Source organism: Paenibacillus swuensis, assembly GCF_001644605.1.
In the GTDB taxonomy this organism is placed as follows: Bacteria; Bacillota; Bacilli; order Paenibacillales; family DY6; genus Paenibacillus_N; species Paenibacillus_N swuensis.
Map to the genome: position 1 here is coordinate 1,764,376 of NZ_CP011388.1, position 18,414 is coordinate 1,782,789.

17 protein-coding genes and 1 other annotated feature are annotated in these 18,414 nt (G+C 47.4%); of the genes, 4 read left to right on the forward strand and 13 right to left on the reverse strand.

Annotation, left to right across the window (positions count from 1 at the left end):
• Positions 1–3: 3 nt before the first annotated feature.
• A complete protein-coding gene (gene pheS, locus SY83_RS07675) occupies positions 4–1,038 on the reverse strand; it encodes a phenylalanine--tRNA ligase subunit alpha (protein ID WP_068605684.1) in 1,035 nt (344 codons plus the stop codon).
• 56 nt (positions 1,039–1,094) lie between these two features.
• Positions 1,095–1,346, reverse strand: a binding site (T-box leader).
• A 154-nt stretch (positions 1,347–1,500) separates the two neighbouring features.
• On the opposite strand from pheS, the gene SY83_RS07680 reads away from it, so the two are divergent.
• Complete coding sequence (locus SY83_RS07680) at positions 1,501–1,731, forward strand: hypothetical protein (protein WP_068605686.1); 231 nt, start codon at positions 1,501–1,503, stop codon at positions 1,729–1,731.
• 49 nt (positions 1,732–1,780) lie between these two features.
• Here SY83_RS07680 and SY83_RS07685 read toward each other — a convergent pair whose 3' ends face one another.
• The 3 genes from SY83_RS07685 to fabF form a co-directional block, all read right to left on the reverse strand.
• Positions 1,781–1,996 carry a CsbD family protein gene (locus tag SY83_RS07685; protein WP_068605688.1) on the reverse strand — a complete coding sequence of 72 codons (216 nt, stop codon included), beginning with the start codon at positions 1,994–1,996 and terminating at the stop codon, positions 1,781–1,783.
• A gap of 65 nt (positions 1,997–2,061) precedes the next feature.
• On the reverse strand, positions 2,062–3,543 hold the full coding sequence (locus SY83_RS07690; RefSeq protein WP_068605690.1) for a hydroxysqualene dehydroxylase: 1,482 nt from the start codon (positions 3,541–3,543) through the stop codon (positions 2,062–2,064).
• A gap of 128 nt (positions 3,544–3,671) precedes the next feature.
• Entirely contained in the window at positions 3,672–4,916 is a 1,245-nt protein-coding gene (fabF, locus tag SY83_RS07695; RefSeq protein WP_068605692.1) for a beta-ketoacyl-ACP synthase II, read from the reverse strand.
• Between the two features lie 141 nt (positions 4,917–5,057).
• Here fabF and SY83_RS07700 point away from each other — a divergent pair, with 141 nt between their 5' ends.
• The gene (locus SY83_RS07700; protein ID WP_068605693.1) at positions 5,058–5,921 is read left to right on the forward strand and encodes a helix-turn-helix transcriptional regulator; all 864 of its coding nucleotides are present in this window, start codon (positions 5,058–5,060) and stop codon (positions 5,919–5,921) included.
• Between the two features lie 66 nt (positions 5,922–5,987).
• On the opposite strand, the gene SY83_RS07705 is transcribed toward SY83_RS07700, so the two are convergent.
• Positions 5,988–7,463 (reverse strand): MDR family MFS transporter, encoded by a 1,476-nt coding sequence (locus SY83_RS07705; protein WP_068605695.1) that lies wholly within the window; start codon positions 7,461–7,463, stop codon positions 5,988–5,990.
• Positions 7,464–7,998: 535 nt separating this feature from the next.
• On the opposite strand from SY83_RS07705, the gene SY83_RS07710 reads away from it, so the two are divergent.
• Entirely contained in the window at positions 7,999–10,536 is a 2,538-nt protein-coding gene (locus SY83_RS07710) for a glycosyl hydrolase family 18 protein (protein WP_068605697.1), read from the forward strand.
• 159 nt (positions 10,537–10,695) lie between these two features.
• Positions 10,696–11,616, forward strand: coding sequence for an aldo/keto reductase (locus tag SY83_RS07715; RefSeq protein WP_068605699.1), 921 nt, complete (start codon positions 10,696–10,698; stop codon positions 11,614–11,616).
• Positions 11,617–11,927: 311 nt separating this feature from the next.
• Here the strand turns inward: SY83_RS07715 and SY83_RS07720 are convergent, their stop codons facing one another.
• The 8 genes from SY83_RS07720 to SY83_RS07755 form a co-directional block, all read right to left on the reverse strand.
• Positions 11,928–12,317 carry a hypothetical protein gene (locus SY83_RS07720; protein ID WP_068605701.1) on the reverse strand — a complete coding sequence of 130 codons (390 nt, stop codon included), beginning with the start codon at positions 12,315–12,317 and terminating at the stop codon, positions 11,928–11,930.
• Positions 12,318–12,347: 30 nt separating this feature from the next.
• Entirely contained in the window at positions 12,348–13,187 is an 840-nt protein-coding gene (locus SY83_RS07725) for a MerR family transcriptional regulator (protein WP_197479992.1), read from the reverse strand.
• Positions 13,188–13,236: 49 nt separating this feature from the next.
• Positions 13,237–13,470, reverse strand: coding sequence for a hypothetical protein (locus SY83_RS07730; protein ID WP_068605705.1), 234 nt, complete (start codon positions 13,468–13,470; stop codon positions 13,237–13,239).
• A gap of 11 nt (positions 13,471–13,481) precedes the next feature.
• Positions 13,482–14,738: a hypothetical protein gene (locus SY83_RS07735; RefSeq protein ID WP_068605707.1), complete on the reverse strand. Its 1,257-nt coding sequence runs from the start codon at positions 14,736–14,738 to the stop codon at positions 13,482–13,484.
• Positions 14,739–14,749: 11 nt separating this feature from the next.
• Positions 14,750–15,586, reverse strand: a complete 837-nt coding sequence (locus SY83_RS07740) for a hypothetical protein (protein ID WP_068605709.1) — start codon at positions 15,584–15,586, stop codon at positions 14,750–14,752.
• Positions 15,583–16,272, reverse strand: coding sequence for an ATP-binding cassette domain-containing protein (locus SY83_RS07745; protein ID WP_068605711.1), 690 nt, complete (start codon positions 16,270–16,272; stop codon positions 15,583–15,585). Before SY83_RS07745 ends, SY83_RS07740 begins: the two co-directional genes overlap by 4 nt.
• On the reverse strand, positions 16,265–16,699 hold the full coding sequence (locus SY83_RS07750; protein ID WP_068605713.1) for a GntR family transcriptional regulator: 435 nt from the start codon (positions 16,697–16,699) through the stop codon (positions 16,265–16,267). The genes SY83_RS07745 and SY83_RS07750 overlap by 8 nt, the downstream gene beginning before the upstream one ends.
• A 177-nt stretch (positions 16,700–16,876) precedes the next feature.
• Positions 16,877–18,196, reverse strand: a complete 1,320-nt coding sequence (locus tag SY83_RS07755; RefSeq protein WP_068605715.1) for a hemolysin family protein — start codon at positions 18,194–18,196, stop codon at positions 16,877–16,879.
• Positions 18,197–18,414 lie beyond the last annotated feature (218 nt).

Genomic DNA, 18,414 nt, shown 5'->3' on the forward strand with positions numbered 1-18,414 from the left:
CGATTATTTAGAGGAGAATTGTTTCAGAAACCGCAGATCATTCGTGTAGAAATGGCGAATATCATCCACACCGTATTTCAGCATGGCAATCCGCTCCACACCCATACCGAACGCGAAACCGCTATATTCTTCAGGGTCAAAACCGCCCGCTATCAACACATTCGGATGCACCATACCGGCGCCGAGAATTTCAAGCCATCCGGTTTGTTTACACACCCGGCAGCCGTTGCCTCCGCACTGTACACAAGTTACATCCACTTCAGCGCTGGGCTCCGTGAACGGAAAGAAGCTCGGACGAAGACGAATTTGTGTTTGCTTACCGAACATCTCTTGCACAAACTGCTTCAAAGTACCGTTCAAGTCACTCATGCGAATGTTACGGTCCACAACCAAACCCTCGATTTGATGAAACTGGAAGCTGTGAGTCGCATCGTCGTCATCCCGGCGGTATACGCGTCCGGGGCAAATGATTTTGACCGGCGCCTCGCCTTTGCGGGCTTCCATCGTACGAATCTGCACAGGAGACGTCTGCGTGCGCATCAGGAACTCTTCCGTAATATAGAAAGAATCCTGCATATCGCGTGCCGGATGGTCTTTAGGCAAATTCAGCGCTTCGAAATTGTAGTAATCCGATTCCACTTCAGGACCTTCCGCGACTGTGTAGCCCATCCCGATGAAAATATCTTCAATATCCTGGATGACTTTGTTCAAAGGATGAATGGAGCCTTGCTGGAAAGGACGTCCCGGCAGTGTGACATCGATCGTTTCCGCACGCAGTCTGCCTTCCGTTTCCGCACGCTCATACGCATCCTGCTTCTCTGCGATCACTTCTTCAATCGCTGCGCGAACATCATTCGCCACCTGCCCGATGATCGGTCTTTCTTCCGCGCTTAATCCGCCCATGCCTCGCAGAATTTCGGTGAGCGCGCCTTTTTTGCCCAAATACTTGATCCGCAGATCGTTCAATTCGCCCTGGCTCGCTACTTGTTTCAATTCCTGCAGCGCTTCCAGTTTCAGTCCTTCCAACCGTTCTTTCATGATAAAGCCCCCTAATTCATTATTCTCCGTAAAATAAAAAAAGCCCCGCATCCCGCACAAGGGACGAAGCAGCCGTGGTACCACCCTAATTAGAACAGACGCTATGGTTATTGCAGCCAAGAACGCCTTTCTCACTCTGACGGTTAACGGTCCGTGCCGGTGCTCTCTACTTGCCGAATGTTGCCCGGTTTCAAGAGTCTGCTCAGGAGTGAACTTCGGCAGCCTGGATCTCTAGAGACGCTCTCAATCAAACGGCATCTCCTCCCTGTAAAGAGGCACTGCTTACTCTTCTCCGTCAAAGCATTTAAGCGGTATAAACAATTATGTTTCATTATATGTGGAAAAAAGCGCGAATGCAAGTTGAGCAACGTATGGCAGGCGGGAGAAAAGTGTCAAAAAGTGGATTTCGGTGTAACGATAGAATAGGAAGCACAGTGGATCACTTTGAAGGAGGAATCAGTCATGAAAGGAAAAACGGTTTACAGCGTCGTAGCAGGGTTGCAAGGAGCGGCTATATTAACGTTTATGATTTTATTAGTCAAAAAATATGCTTTCGACGACAGCTCTCTCATCACGAAGCAACCGATGGAACTTCTGTTCTATTTATTCAGTGCCGGCGTTCTGGTTACACTTGGCTTATTCATGTTGGATTTGGTCAGGAAGCATTTTCAGTATTACAGAGAATGGGAATAGGTTTAGAAAAAACGCCTCTCCGGCGGGAGAGGCGTTTCAATTGGTTTGTTTATTTATTTACCGGATCGCGGTAATTTTGGGACCAGTTGTCATATTCGCGTTCCGCTGCATCCTTGGAATGCCCGTAACGTTCTTGGAGTTTGCCGACGAGTTTGTCCTTCTCGCCTCCGATGACATCCATATCATCATCGGTCAGCTTACCCCATTGCTTCTTGGCTTCACCTTTAAGCTGATTCCATTTCCCTTTGAATACGTTGTTATCCATGATGCGTCAACTCCTTCGAAAGTTTTATGAAATGTGGTGCAGTACTTAACTGTGCATGTTATATATTAACCATCTTTGCGACCGATGAAACGTTCCGGCGTATCCAGCGGGGCCGATTCAGCTGCAGCACGGCCTAGCATATCAGGTGCCCGAACGACATGATCTGTCAGCGCATCGGGATTCGGATTCTCCGCTCTCGGTTTGCGTTCCTTCCCTTTCCCGGTAATCGCCTCGGCGGCCCAATGCCCTGAAATGACGGCCCCTTCCATCGTTGTGAACATCGCCTGATAAGTATAGTCACCGGCCAAAGTAAGCCCCGGAATCGGTGTTTTCTGAGCCGGGCGCCTCCAAGCATGTCCAGGTTCAACCGTGTGGAAATGATCCTTCATTCGGATCACCCGATAATCAAGTAACACATCCTCTATGTTCAAACCGATTCGCTTGGCATCCTGCAAGAAGATAGAGAAAACTTCTTCATCGCTTAAATCGATGAATCGTTCCGGCGGGGTCAGAATGAAGGACAGTCGTCCGGGCACATGTTTGAACGTAGTTTGAGATTGTTCCGTGAAGCTGCCGATACAGGTACCCGGAGCGAAGGTCGTCCGATCCAGTTCCATCAGCCTTTTGCTGGTTTCGACCTGTACGGTGATGTCGGACATCATCGGCATTTCAAGGAAATCTTCGAACCAGTTATGACCTGAAAATTGCTGAGCAAGCAGCAGCTTGGCGCCATGCATATTAGTGGCTACAACGACATGGTCCGCGAGGAGCTCCTCCTCGCCGATTCGTACGCCGATCACCTGATTTCCATCTGAAATCAGCTCGCTCACCCGACTGAGCGTCCTAAGCTTGCCGCCGCGAGCTGTGATTGCATGTATAATCGGATGGATCATGACGTCGTACATGCCGCCGTTAAAAGCGCCGATCTTCATCTTGTAGAATCCGGGTACCCCCGGGGCGAAGATGCCGAAGAACACCAGAGCCGAGTAACGCTCCGGCGGGAGAAACAGGACCCCGGCGGTCAACGGCTCGAGAATATGCCGAATCGCCTCGGGATTCACACCGTGCTTCTGCGCATATTCTGCCACCGTATACCGGTCCAGTTCCTCAGGGTTGTCCGTATAATCTTTGAGTCCCGCCGACATGAAGGGGATCAGAGACATTTTGTCTGAAGGAGAGAGAAAATCATTGTTCCCAAGTACCCCCGCAATCGCCTTAAACGGAGATCTGCCAGGAGCCAGGCCGAATACCGCGCCTTCCTCCTCTTCCTGATCGGGTAAACGTATTTCCAACGTTGTTTCCCAAGTGAGCATCTCACCCAGATTAATTCCTGCGCGCTCCAGTAACTTCGGGAGCTCCGAATAGAAGCCTATATATTTATGAAAACCGGATTCCACTTCCATCCCGTTCTCGTCCCAATTCGATGTTCTGCCTCCGGGGATCGCGCCGGCCTCCAACACCGTCACTTCAAACCCCTCATCCAATAAATCCATTGCGCATGTCAGACCCGCCAGACCGGACCCGACTACAATTACCTGTTTGCTCATGCCGTGCACCGCCTTTATGTTAGTTTCACCATATGAAACTTTAACCTCAGGACCTTTGACATAAACAAAACCTCATATTTTACCGGGCTAGAAATAGAATAGAATCTTTTGGCCACACCTGTTCTATTTTATGTCTGCGATGAATATTTCCTCAAAATAATAACCGCATTATGACCACCGAAACCGAATGAATTGGACATGCCACACTGCAACTCAACTTCTCGCGCAACATTGGGCACATTATCTAGATCACAATCCGGGTCGCTATGCTCTTGATTCAATGTTGGCGGAATGATGCCGTTCCGTATACTTTGAATGAGCGATATAGCTTCCGCTCCCCCTGCAGCGCCCAACATATGTCCGGTCATCGATTTGTTTGCCGTTACCGGAATATGATAGGCTTGTGCGCCAAACAGTTGCTTGATTGCTCTGGTTTCGGAAAGATCACCTGCTTCCGTACTTGTAGCATGAGCATTAATAACATCAATCTCATGAGGTTGAAGCTGCGCATCCGCCAGAGCGGCTTTCATGGCCAAGTATGCCCCTCGTCCTTCCGGATGGGTGGCCACCATATGATACGCGTCTGAACTGGCGCCGTACCCAACGACCTCTGCAAGGATGTTTGCATCTCTCTTAAGGGCGTGGGACAAGGACTCCACAACCAAGACCCCTGCCCCCTCGGCCATGACAAAACCATCTCTGCGTGCATCAAAGGGTCGACTTGCCCCTCCGTAGGCTTCGTTTCGTTCAGATAGCGCCGTCGCGTTACTGAAGCTTGCCAGTGACATTTCGGTGACAGCCGCCTCCGTCCCTCCAGCAAATATCACATCTGCTCCTCCATACCGGATAAGCCTGAAAGCCTCACCAATCGCTGTGTTGCCGATCGAGCAGGCTGTAATGGGCGAGAGAGTAGGTCCCCAACAGCCAAACCTCATACTAACCATAGCCGCTGCCATATTGGATATCATCATGGGCACCAATGTCGGACTGACTCTTGAAGGTCCGCGTTCAGACAGGAGTTTGCCTTGTTCCATCAGGGTCTGAATACCGCCAATGCCGGAACCGATATACACGCCGACCCGCTCCCTATTCATATAATCCATTACGAGACCGGAGTCAGATAGAGCCTGATCTGCCGCTGCAACAGCAAATTGCACGAATCGGTCCATTCGCCGTGCTTCCTTACGTCCAAACCGTTCGTCTCCATCAAAATCACGGACAGAACCCGCGATTTTCGTCTTATAGGACGTTGTATCGAATGATTCAATGGGCGAAATCCCCGATTTCCCTTCCACCAAACCATTCCAAAATGTATGCACATTGTTCCCCAAAGGAGAGATAATCCCCATTCCAGTAATCACAACACGCTCCATAACGCATCCCCCTTATGTGCTCTTCGAATCCTCATTTAATTGAGTTGTACACTTATATTGCCATTCCCATTATCCTGTTACAAGTTGTCAAATATAATAGTATAATAAATACCATGATAAGCGATTGAGGAAGGTGATTCATTGAACCACGATGTCAGGTTAAAGGCCTTGTCCGCTTTTCTAAAAAAACAACGTTCCAAAATTTCTCCGGAATCCGTTGGATTACCAGCGGGCTCCCGTCGAAGAACACCTGGTTTAAGAAGAGAAGAAGTATCCCAATTGGCAGGGGTAAGCACAACATGGTACACCTGGCTTGAACAAGGCCGGAACATTCAGGTATCTCATTCCGTACTGGACCATATTGCTTCAGCTCTCAGGCTCACTTCGGATGAACGTAAGTATCTGTTTTCCCTTGCTTTGGAATATCATTCGGAAATTCACATTCTGGATGAAACACCACTTCAGATTCATCCTTCGCTGCAGAAAATATTGCGGGAACTTCGTAATTGTCCCACAATCATCTCCGACCGACACTGCCACATTGTTGGCTGGAATGATGCTGCCCGGTATGTGTTTATGGACTTTGAACAGATTCCTGCTGAACAGCGAAACATGATCAGCTTGTTGTTTGAACGAAAAGAATTTCGGAGACTGGCCGTCAATTGGGAGGATTTTGTCAGTGGATTCCTGGCTATTTTTCGAGCTTATTATGGTCAATATGTCGATGATGAATGGTATAACTTGTTTTTGGATGACATGATGGAGAGATATGCTGATTTTCATACCCTTTGGAAACAAAGCAGTGTCAGCAGCGCTCCGGACGTATTGATTGAATTCAGACATTCCAGAGCCGGCAAAATGCTGTTCGATCTAACTTCACTCCAGGTTCAGGGAAATGCGGATTTGCGATGCAGTATCTATACACCTGCAACAGACACCGCTACCGAGCGGAAACTGATTCGTCTCATGGAGCCGAAGGCAGAGCACAACGTTGATAAAAGATAGACTCGCTACTATGTGTAAAAAAAAAGCCCTTCCGGCTAATGCCGAAAGGGTTTAGTAAGAGAATAATTAGTGGTTCATCATCATGGCCGCATTGCCTTTGTCGTCTGTCTTCGTTTCAGACGCCTGAGGCTTCGGCTTGCGCAGAAGCAGCGCCAATACGGCTCCGGATGCGGCTACGCAAGCCGCGAAGATAAAGGTGTCGCCGTAGGCAGATATACTTGCGTCGAGGGGATTTCCCTTCTCAGTCATATAGGTGGAGATCCGGGAAACCAGGAAGCCGGATAATCCCGCAACGGCGAAAGATACCATGACCTGTTGCGCAGCGGTTGTAAGCGGGGTTACCCGATGCACCAGACTGCGCGGAGCCGCCTGCAAAATATGCGTGTTAAGCGGCATCATGGAACAACCCATTCCGCCACCCATCAAGATTAATGCCCCCATAATATAAGGTAAGCTGGTATCGATCGTAATCTGCGAAAGCATGATCAAAGCCAATGTCACCGCGGTCAGACCGGTAATCGCCAGCGGCCTCGCACCGATTTTGTCAAACAAACGTCCTCCCAGCGGCATGAAAATTCCTGAAGCAAGCGCCTGAGGCAGCAAGATCAATCCTGTATCAAAAGCATTGTAATTCTTAACTCCTTGCAGATAGAGCGGCACTAACATGAAGGAACCGAACAGAGCAATCTGGGATAACCAAGCGATAACAATTCCTCTGGAAAAGTCCTTCGAAGCAAACACGCGAAGCTCCAGTAAGGGTTGTTTCTGACGCAATTCCACGAATATAAAGGCAATCAACGCGATACCGCCGACAATCAGCGCTGTAATGGTGTTCGTTGAAGTCCAGCTTGTGCCTCCTTCGCTAACCGCATACGCAAGCGTCGCGAACGCGATCGGTGCCAGAATCATCCCCTTGATATCCAGGGAAGGCACAGCCTTCTTCTCGGTCTTCGGCAGAAATTTCATCGCAACCAATAAAGCAATAATCCCGATTGGCAAATTAATTAGGAATATCCAGTGCCAGCTGACGTACTCAATGAAATATCCCGCAAGTACGGGACCTAGGGCCGGCGCCAGCAACATGGGAACTCCCAATAATCCCATCACAGAGCCCATCTTCTCCGGAGGCGCCAGACGAAATACCATCGCCATCCCGATCGGGGCCACCATGCCTCCGCCCAATCCTTGTATGATTCGGTAGATAATCAATTGTTCAGGCGTTTGCGCAATGGAACAAAGTACCGAGCCCAGGGTAAAGAAAGCGACCGTAATCATAAACACTCTCTTTCCTCCGAACCGATCTGTCATCCATCCCGCAAGCGGAATAACAGCAGATAAAGCAAGTGTATACCCTGTGATTGTCCAGGACAGGGTGGCTACATCCGATTTAAAGTCCTTAACCAAGCCAGGCAAAGCTACGTTCACCACGGTACTGTCCAATATAACCATGATCATCCCCAGTATGATCGCCATCATCGGTCCGATGATTTTGCGGATGGAAAACTCCGAACTCCCCGCGTTTACTGCTTGTGTTGTATTCATTCCTGCTCCTTCCGGTTCACCTATATTTTCACCTCACGACCCTAAGTACTGGACGCCGTGTTTATGAACCTACCTATGTTATTTATTGTATATCTTTCGCAAGTAGAAGCCAACAACACTTTTTGTTAGTTCTCAAGTCCGACCATGCTCCTTCCAAGGTAACGCCATGCGACTTAACTCCTTATTTTGCAAATGCCTGCTTCGATAAAACCCGCTTGTTACAAGGCTATTTTGTCGCCTTTATAGAATTGTGTCCCTCTTTCGGATAAAGTTATCCCTTACGCCAGGAAACAATTTCCTTCACAATTAATTTACGTACCATGCACCACCGCACTGGCTGCGGCTCTCTCATTCTATGCTAAGCCTACTCTATTATTTGATAAAAAATGATATAGAGCAGGCATTTTTATTAGGAGGTGATAAGAAAGGTTGGTTTCGATTGACGGTGAATTCGACAGCTGCATCAAGTTCTGTAACTGATTCTAAGTTTTTGGAAGCTCGTAAATCCAATTATTTTTAGGAGGTATTTATATACATGTCCATTCAGGCTAAGTCTAAGTCTTACCGTGTTACCCTCATTTATACCCTGTTGGCCGCTCTGATCTTATCCCTTCTTCCTTATATCGGTTTGAGCACACCTAAAGCGGAAGCCGCTTCGGATTACAAGATTGTTGGCTACTACCCGTCATGGGGAGCCTATGGACGCAATTATCAGGTTTACGATATAGACGCCTCTAAAGTTACGCATATCAATTACGCTTTCGCGGACATTTGCTGGAACGGCATTCACGGCAATCCGGATCCGACGGGGCCTAATCCGCAGACCTGGTCTTGTCAGGATGAGGTAGGCACCATCAATGTGCCGAACGGTACGATTGTCATGGGCGATCCTTGGATTGATGCGGGCAAAAGCAACCCGGGCGACATCTGGAGCGACCCGCTTAAGGGGAACTTCAAACAGCTGATTAAGCTGAAGCAAGCCAATCCCAATCTGAAAACGATCATTTCGGTAGGCGGCTGGACTTGGTCCAATAAATTCTCCGATGTGGCGGCAAGCGCTGTTACACGCGAAGTATTCGCTAATTCTGCAGTAGATTTCCTGCGTAAGTATCAGTTCGACGGCGTAGATCTCGACTGGGAGTATCCGGTAGGCGGCGGCCTGCCCGGCAACAGCGTGCGTCCTGCGGATAAGCAGAACTATACATTATTGTTGCAAAAGATTCGTGAGAAATTGAACGCGGCGGAAGCAACGGACGGTAAGGATTACCTGTTGACGATCGCTTCCGGTGCAGGACCAACATTCGTTGCGAATACGGAGCTTGATAAAATCGCGGCAGTCACGGACTGGATTAATATTATGACGTACGACATGAACGGCGGTTGGCAGACAACCAGCGGTCATAATGCTCCATTATATCTGGATCAGGCTGCAGTCAATGCAGGATTACCTCAAGCCGCGGCGTTTAACGTGGATGCGGCGGTTCAAGCTCATCTGGCTGCTGGCGTACCTTCCAATAAACTGATCATGGGCACCCCTTTCTATGGCAGAGGTTGGTCCGGTTGTTCTTCAGCAGGCAACGGACAATATCAGTCCTGCGCTGGCGGGGCAAATGTAGGCACATGGGAGAAAGGATCATTTGACTTTTATGATCTGGAAGCGAATTACATTAACAAGAACGGTTACACCCGGCACTGGAACAATACAGCTAAAGTGCCTTACTTGTTTAATCCTTCTAACGGTAATTTTATCTCCTACGACGATGTTGAATCTTTTGGCCATAAGACGGCTTATATTAAATCCAAAGGTCTTGCCGGCGCGATGTTCTGGGAGTTCAGCGGCGACCGCAACAAGACGTTGTTGAACAAACTGAGCAGTGATTTAACAGGACCGGTACAGCCTGGGGATACTGCGGCACCAACCGTGCCTGGCGCGCTGACTTCAACAGGAAAAACCTCCAACACGGTATCCTTAAGCTGGAACGCTTCCACGGATAATGTGGGTGTTACAGGTTATGTGGTTTCTTACGGCGGCACGAATGTGAATGTAACAGGCACTTCAACTACAATTAGCGGACTGACAGGTTCCACTGCGTATACGTTTACGGTGAAAGCGAAAGACGCGGCAGGCAACTTGTCAGGAGCAAGCAATGCGGTAAACGTGACAACCAATGCACCCGCACCGGATGCCGTTGCGCCTTCCGCTCCTGCTGGCTTAACGTCCACAGCGAAGACTTCCACTTCGGTAAACTTAAGCTGGACGGCTTCCACGGACAACGTCGGTGTTACAGGTTATACCGTGAGCTACGGAACCGCATCTGTGAACGTAACCGGCACAACAGCATCGATAACGGGCTTGACGGCAGGTACAGCGTATAGCTTTACCGTTAAGGCGAAGGATGCTGCAGGTAACATCTCAGCGGCAAGCGCGCCGCTATCAGTAACTACAGATAGCGCCAACACTTGCACGGTTGCGGCGTGGGTATCCACAACAGCTTATACAGGAACACAACGTGTTTCTTACAATGGCGTCTTATATGAAGCCAAGTGGTGGACACAAGGCGACCGCCCTGACCTGAGCGGTGCGGACGGTCCTTGGAAATCAGTCGGCACTTGCGGCGGAACCGGCGGCGGTGGCGGCGATACTGTTGCACCTTATGCACCGGCTGGGTTGACGGCAACAGGCAAATCTTCGACAAGCGTGAACTTAAGCTGGTCGGCTTCCACCGATAACGTAGGCGTAACAGGCTATACAGTTACGTACGGAAGCACGAATGTGAACGTAACCGGCAACTCCGCTTCCATTACGGGACTGACAGCCAACACGGCTTATTCCTTCACCGTGAAAGCGAAAGACGCGGCAGGCAACAGCTCCGCTTCCAGTACGGCCCTTTCCGTTACGACGGATGCCTCAACAGGGGGCGGCACAGGCGGGACGGCTTGGGCAACAGGCGTCAGCTATAAAGTAAGTGACGAGGTCTCTTACAGCGGCAAAGTTTATGTTTGTCTGCAAGCTCACACTTCGATTCAAGGCTGGGAACCGGCTAATGTCGCGGCTTTGTGGAGAGTCAAGTAACTTAAGAGTTTAAAGAGTCACACACCGGCAATCCCGCTTAGGCGGTGTAACCGGGGTGTGGCTTTTCTTATTAGAAGTGCTTATGTTGGTGTCCTTCCTTCCAAAAGTTTATAATGATGTCATTACGTTCATCAACCATCCCATGGAGGTGCAAAATCAATGAAATACCGCAGATTAGGCAACACCGGACTTAAAGTGTCGGTCGTAGGCGTAGGCACATGGCAGTTTGGAGGCGAGTGGGGTCGATCCTACACAGCGGAGGAGGCCGGGGCGGTCCTTCGGCGGGCCAAAGAACGGGGCATTAACCTGATTGATACTGCTGAGTGTTACGGCGATCATCTGTCTGAATCCTTAATAGGTCAATTTCTCAAAAATGACCGCCGTGAGGACTGGGTGCTGGCCACGAAATTCGGCCACCAATTTCATGGGCACCTTGACCGTACAGACAAGATGGGTACGGAAGATATGCTGCTGCAATTAGATCGGTCCTTACAGGCATTGCAGACGGATTACATTGATTTGTATCAGTTCCATTCGGGACCCGATTCCGCATTTGATAACGATTCCTTATGGACCGCATTGGACAAGCAGGTGCAGGCGGGCAAAATTCGTCATCTCGGCATCTCCATCGGCAGCAATGATAACCTGCATCAAACGGAGAAAGCCACTGAGGTCGGCGCCTCCGCCATTCAAGTGGTTTATAACCGGCTGGATCGCAAGCCGGAAGAGCGGGTATTTCCAACATGCGAAGCGCAGGATCTTGGCGTACTGGCGCGAGTGCCGCTGGCCAGCGGCTTTCTGAGCGGGAAGTACAAGCCGGGTGCATCGTTTGGGGAAGGCGACGTTCGCAAGCGGGTCGGCGCTGACGATCTGCGGGACAAGCTTACGCTAGTCGAGGTAATTGCCCGCACCGAAGTGCCGGAGGGTACGAATATGGCGCAATGGGCCTTGGCTTGGTGCTTGCGTCATCCGGCAGTGACCACCGTCATCCCCGGCTGTAAAGACGAAGCGCAAGTGGATGCGAACGCCAGCGCGGCGGAACTGGTTTCGGATGACCATCCGCAATCTTGGAAGAGTTAAAGGTGGAAGGTTTTAACCTCCTAACGAATTCTCAGAGCGCTTAGAAGCCCTATTGCTTCTGTTAAAATTTCTAACGAATCGGGTAGACGCTTAGCGAGCATTTTCGAAACAATATATGGTAATGTTGGCTTCTAAGATTGCCTACGGTTCGTTAAAATTACAAAGTGAATAATCAAGACGTTTAAGCGTTACCTGCATTCGTTAGAACTATTGCTATACCGCTCGGGTCGGATTCGCTCCCTAGAGATAGCGCCAGTGATGGGCAATCCCCCAATAAAATCCCCTCTTCCAACTCGGAAGAGGGGATTTTCTCATCTCTTATCAATTTCTTTAAGCACCATCGTCTTTGGATCGATTTTGTCCATCTGGATGAGCACGTCATTGTTAACTTCCCCATCATTCACAGCATGATCGGTATGAGCTGAGATGACCATTTGGCCAAATTTGTTATGAACTTTCAAGCTTACCGAAATATAGTCATTTTCTCGTGCAATTTCTGGATCGTAGTAAATGTACGAATTCTTCTCATCTTCAAAAACACTGAACTTAGTAGTGTCGTAGGACTTTAATGCTGTACGGATGTCCGTCGGCGCTTCATCGATCGTAATAACTTTATATTCTGCCTTTTGCCCGTCATACAAATAATAAACGAAAGCGACAACCACAATTCCTGCCAGTAAGCCCATGATGCGTTTCTTCATGTTGTACCAATTCCTCCTGTTGTCTTAAGCCTAGCCAGCAACCGGAATATAGATTTGCGTTTCCGACGACTCGTGATGGGGACCCATGAACTTGGCGCCGTACACTTCCATATCTACACCGGGAACTGGGTTCAGGCCGTTTTGGGGTAACCATTTGCTGTAAATGGCATCGTAGGTTTCCTTTAGCCGATCCACCGAGCCGACGTGTGTGAATACGGCATATTTCTGGGTTGGGACTTCGAATGCGGTCATGCCTGCAGGCACTTCGCCCTCGCTAACTTCATAGGCGGCAATGTAACGGAATCCTCCACAATCGTCACCGGGAATCGAAATGCAGACCCCGTAGGCGATCTCAGATTCAACAATGTTCGGAATTTCATGCGCTCTCTCGTTAAATGTCTGCCAAGTTTGCGGAATGCTCTCGTCCGATTTTGGCCCCTTCCACTCCAAACCAACCACTCGAAATGCCGGTTTTACAATCTCCATGTACTCCATTGGAATGCCTCCTGTACCGTTAATGTAGTCGACCATCTGTACCACCACCCGAAGTTGCTCCTGCCGTTGCATGATTTCATTCTGAATGCTCATTGCCTGTTGTTCGAGCAGAGCCCGGATCCGCTCCGGTTTGTCCAGAGCTCCGCTCTGTTTCAAGTTCGAGATTGTATCAATGCCGATGCCCAAAGACCGAAGATATACGATATACCGTAACTCCGGCAACTGGTCCAGAGCATAATAGCGGTATCCGTTCTCTTCTCCGATCTGGGAGGGCATGAACAATTCGATGGCATCGTAATGCCTCAACGTCTTAGGCGTGATGTTGAACATTCGTGCAAGTTGGCCGATCGTCAGCATGTGTGGTGGTCCTTTCAATGGTTCTGAGCTCAGCTTACAGGATTGCCCCTGGGGGAGAGTCAAGGGCCTAGCAAGTAATCTTGGAAGCCAGCTGCTGGAGTGATTGTTTCATCACGACCTTCTTCATCTGCTGTTGCCTGCCCGTTAACGATTGCGTATGAAACGTCTGGTCTTGAAATAAGATCTTTAAGCTGTTCTGCATCGCAGCGGTGGCCATCGCTTCATTTTGCAACAGGTAATAGGCAATTTGGTATCCATAGGTTTCGAGTTCTTTAAGGGGTTGGATGTTGCAAGATTCCATGGATCGCTTCCTCAACTTTTCAAGTGCAAAGCGTATATATTCAAATCATTCTTATCCTTGGAGTTTGAGCCCTTCTCTGTGACCTCACCCTTATATAATAATGTTCCATTATGGATATCGAAGACCAATACTATAGGATCCACCCATGGATCCTTCCATTTGTAAGCAAGTACATACACCTTATCTCCGCGTGTGCGAGCAGAGTGGAATTTTACCGCATCGTAATCTTTGGCGTATATTGTACCCGTTCGTTTCAATGCTTGGCCTGTATCTAAATTGAAAGCCCATAATGATAAGGATGACTCCTCAACGTTGGCGCCTGAGACCTTGTTATCTTCTAATGTGAGCGTCGAATAATCATCTAATTGCTCAGGATCAGTAGCACGGTTTTCATTATTCCAATGGACTAAGCTCTCTTTAATGGGCAAAATCTTTTGTGATTGATATGAATAATACCAGAGTTGTCTTGAGAGTAGAGTAGAACTCCGACCGTTGTTATTGTCTGTTCCTCTTGAATGCCTTACCTGAAGCATAAAATATTGTTCTTGTTGAGTTACATTATCATTCGGGTGGTAGAAGCTGTATTCAAGCCTTTCATTTGATCCTAACTTTACAGGAACCTCAAGTTGTACTGTTCGTACCAGTGCACCACTTTCTAGATTTACAACATAATCATAATAACGAATAACTTGTTTCCCATTATTAGGACCCATTCTGGATGGATTAGCCAAAATATGAATTTCGCTATCCGTTAACTGCACATCATGTACACTAATCCAGCGAATGGATTCACCATCAGGAATATCAACTTTAAATTTCTTCCCTACTCCAGATTGTTTTTCTAGGGTGGTGATTTGGATATATGCATTTTTCTCACGATAGGAGCTAACATCAGCGTAGATCAAATAATCATTATGATTTAATAATGCAGTAATATCTCCTTTGCCTCTCATGAACCCTTTGTAGTTATTAATCAAGGCGTCTGTTTCCACTTTGTAATAATTATAAAACTCACGATTAAGAATATCGTCAAAAAGAGGATGACTTCCAACATAAGTACTTCCGGCTTGATCCACAGACATTTCAATGGATTTTAAACGCCCCTCATACCTTCCACCAAGAAGAATCGATTTTCCTTCCTCCTCCTTACCTGTCACTTTTTCCAGCACAAAGTCGGGAAGCGTGTTTATGGCGTTGGCCGTATAATACATTCCTAAACCTGTAATAATTAAAACGCCTATTAATAAGGACAACCAGTATCGTTTCATCGGTGTGCTCCTTACACTGTTATTTTATTGTTTAATAGTCTAAAACTGAACCACAATGAACCTATACACACAAGCACAAGCAGGGTCAGCTCCATATAGATAATTTCATGAGGATACAAGTAAGCTGTGAGGCCCAATCTGAATAGAGGATATAAGAGAATGACTGCAACCACGACCAAGTAAACCAGTCCGTAGAGAACACCTATCTTTCGGTAGCTTCTTTCTATTAAGATGACGGTAAAGATAATGATGATTAATAAAATGCCCAGCCCGTAACTAATAAAGAACTGTTCTATTTCACTAGGCAGAAAAATGCTGAATACCGGATCAGCTGCTATAATGTCCGCAAAAAAGGAGGGAATTCTTAGATCCGAAGGCACCATCCAGTTAAATAACCACTCTTGGGCTACTAACAGTAGCAACTGCACCGCGAGCAATCCGAATACAAATACAAGAATCGCTGTCAGCTTGCTCCAATATAGAGTATGTCTGGACTGAGGTAACATTAATAATTGATAAATAAAGGTGCTTTTACCCGACCAGTCTCGATACCAAATCACGAAAACATAAAGGATCAGTACGGCTGCACAGATCATAATCGGTAAGAAATAGATGTTGTAACTGCTGTGTACCGCTTCTGTAAACGATAATCTTTCATCCGGGAAATAACCCGTGTTGCGTGGTCTGTTTTCGCTAATAAACCCATCAAGTTTAATGTCATTTAATTGACTCGTGATCCATATGATTAACGCCCCGAACTGGCACACGATAATCAAACCAACCAATCCCGCCAACATATAACGAAACCTGTGAATCTCCATATGTAACAACTTCAAATACTGGCTCACGCGCGGTACACCTCCCTCATCACGTCAATGACGGACTTGCCCTCTTCCCGGCGCAAATCATCACAGTGAAACTCCCTGGTTATCGCTCCGTTGTTCATGATGACCGCTTTGTCCAAAAGATGCTCCATCTCGCTGATTTCATGCGTCGTCAGCAAGACACCCCGGTCCTCGATCAAGTGACTGGAGAACACTTCGGTAATGGCCTCCCGACTAAACATATCAATCCCTGCAAAAGGTTCATCCATCAACACAAAGTCCGTGTCTAAAGCTAATCCCAGCACCCAGTTCAGCTTAGCCGCCGTTCCTTTGGACATGTTGCCGATTCGATCCTCGCTGTTCAGCTTGAAGAAGGACATTAACTCTGCCGCTCTCGCCGCGTCCCAATTCGGATAGAAATCGGCCATGAAACGCAGAGCTTCCCACGCTCTCATCGCCCCCGGCATCGTTAAGTGATCGGGAATGAAGGCCGCTCTTTTATAAAGGTCACTGCCCACTGCCTGTCCACCAATCCGGATGGCACCCTTGTGCACAGGAGTCAGCCCCATGATAGCTTTGAGTATAGTTGATTTCCCCGCGCCGTTAATGCCAATCAAGCAAGTAATTTCTCCTTTGGATGCGGTAAAGGATATGCCGTTCAACACCTTTCGGCGCCCAAAACGCTTATGTACGTCAATCATTTCAATCATGTTCCGTACCTCCACTCGCAAGCTGATCCTTCCGGAGCTTACCGCTCTCCGCATAATTTTGCTCAACTAAGTCCAGCAGCTCTTCCACGGGTACATTAATCTTTCGGACAGAGGCCACGAATTCTTTCACGGCTTCAGCCAGCAACTCGGTTCTTATGGTTTTCAACACTTCTTCCTGAAGTGTAATCCGGCTCGGTGAATTTCCCTCCGTGACAATCAACATCTGATCCTCCATCTCTTTATAAGCTTTCTGTGCCGTATTGGGATTAATCTTCATTAGCGACCCTAATTCCCGACGTGACGGAATGACTTCGCCCGCCTGCAAACGACCTGTAACGATCTGCTCTTTAAAATGCCGTACCACTTGTAAATAGACCGGATCCCGGTTGTTAAAGGTTACGTCCGTCCAGCCTTCGCTTATCGTCATAAGGCTACCTCTCATTCTTCTTCAGTGTGTGTACTACTTGGTTCATACACTCAATAAGTGTATTATGCATGAAGTACACTAAAGGTGTCAAGTACTGGAAAATAAAAAAACGCAAGACAGACATTATTGAAATGTCTGCTTGCGCTTTGCGCACTATTTTGGCCATAATGATAATGTTTAGTTTCCTAAAGATGTGCTGTCTTCTTCTCGTTCACTATGATTTTTAGTAATTTCAATACGACGTACGCGATGGTTTTCTTTCTCCAGAATCATAAAGGTCAATGTCCCGTATGTCCACTCTTCGCCCTTAGAGAGCTCCGGTTGAAGACTGTACAGCCATCCTCCAATTGAGTCCACCTCTTCATGCTCCAGATCTACACCTAAAGCTTTGTTCACTTCGTCAATCAGAGCGATTCCCTCAACAACAAACCGGTTGTCCGAAACTTGCTCGATTTCCTTCTTCTCATCCGCGTCGAATTCATCCCGAATCTCGCCGACAATTTCTTCCAATATATCTTCAATCGTGATCATACCCGACGTTCCGCCATATTCATCTAACAGAATCGCAATGTGAACATGTTCTAGCTGCATCTTCTTAAGCAATGTCTTTACAGGCATCACATCAGCAATCGCCATCACAGGTTGGAGCAACGACTCGAATTTAAAATCAGGATTATTATCGTAATTTAAGAAAAACTGCTTGGTGTTTATTGTTGCAATAATATGATCCTTACTTTCCAAAGCGACAGGAAAACGAGTGTATTGTTCTTTTTTGATAATAGCTAAATTTTCCTCGAGAGAATGATTCGCATATAAACAAATCATATCGGTTCGCGGGACCATAATCTCCCTTGCCAACAACTCATCAAAGGTAAATATACGGCTTACATAGCCAAACTCCGCTTTGTTAATTTTGCCGCTCTCATAGCTTTCGGACAAAATAATGCGGATCTCTTCCTCCGAATGGGCTTCCTCATGCTCGCTTGCGGGTTTCATGCCGAACAAACGTATGAATGCATTGGCAGAACCGTTCAGTAACCAGATAAAAGGATACATAATCTTGTAGAACAAAATAATAAGCGGTGCCGTAAACGTAGAAATGAGTTCCGCTTTTTGAATCGCTAACGTTTTTGGCGCAAGCTCACCAAGCACCACATGAAGAAAAGTAATGGAGACAAAGGCAATGATGAAGGAAAGAAAATGAGCCATACTTTCCCCGATCGCCAGTTGTTCAAACAATGGAGTAAGTATTTTCTCAACCGTCGGCTCACCCAGCCAACCTAGTCCTAATGCCGTTATGGTAATACCCAGCTGACATGCTGATAAATATCCATCTAGATTACTTGTAACTCTCTGAATCGAAAGTGCGTTTTTCTTTCCTTCCATCACCATTTGATCTACACGACTGGGGCGCAGCTTAATGATGGCAAATTCCGTGGCAACGAAGAATGCGGTAAGAAGAATCAGCAGTGCAACCAAAAACAGATTTAAGACCATTGAAACCTTCCTTCTCATTTGAATTGTTCTAATTAGTAGTTCTTAAGAACTTATTCTAAAACCTTTTGCTATAATAAACAACGTCCCTATTCGTCCTAATAAGAGTAAATCCGCTTAAATAAGACCATTCGTTCCACAAAACAACTCCTTTCCATTAATTATTTCCTTTTGACACATCCGCATCCTCATTTTAATATAAGTTCATAAGAACTATTCAT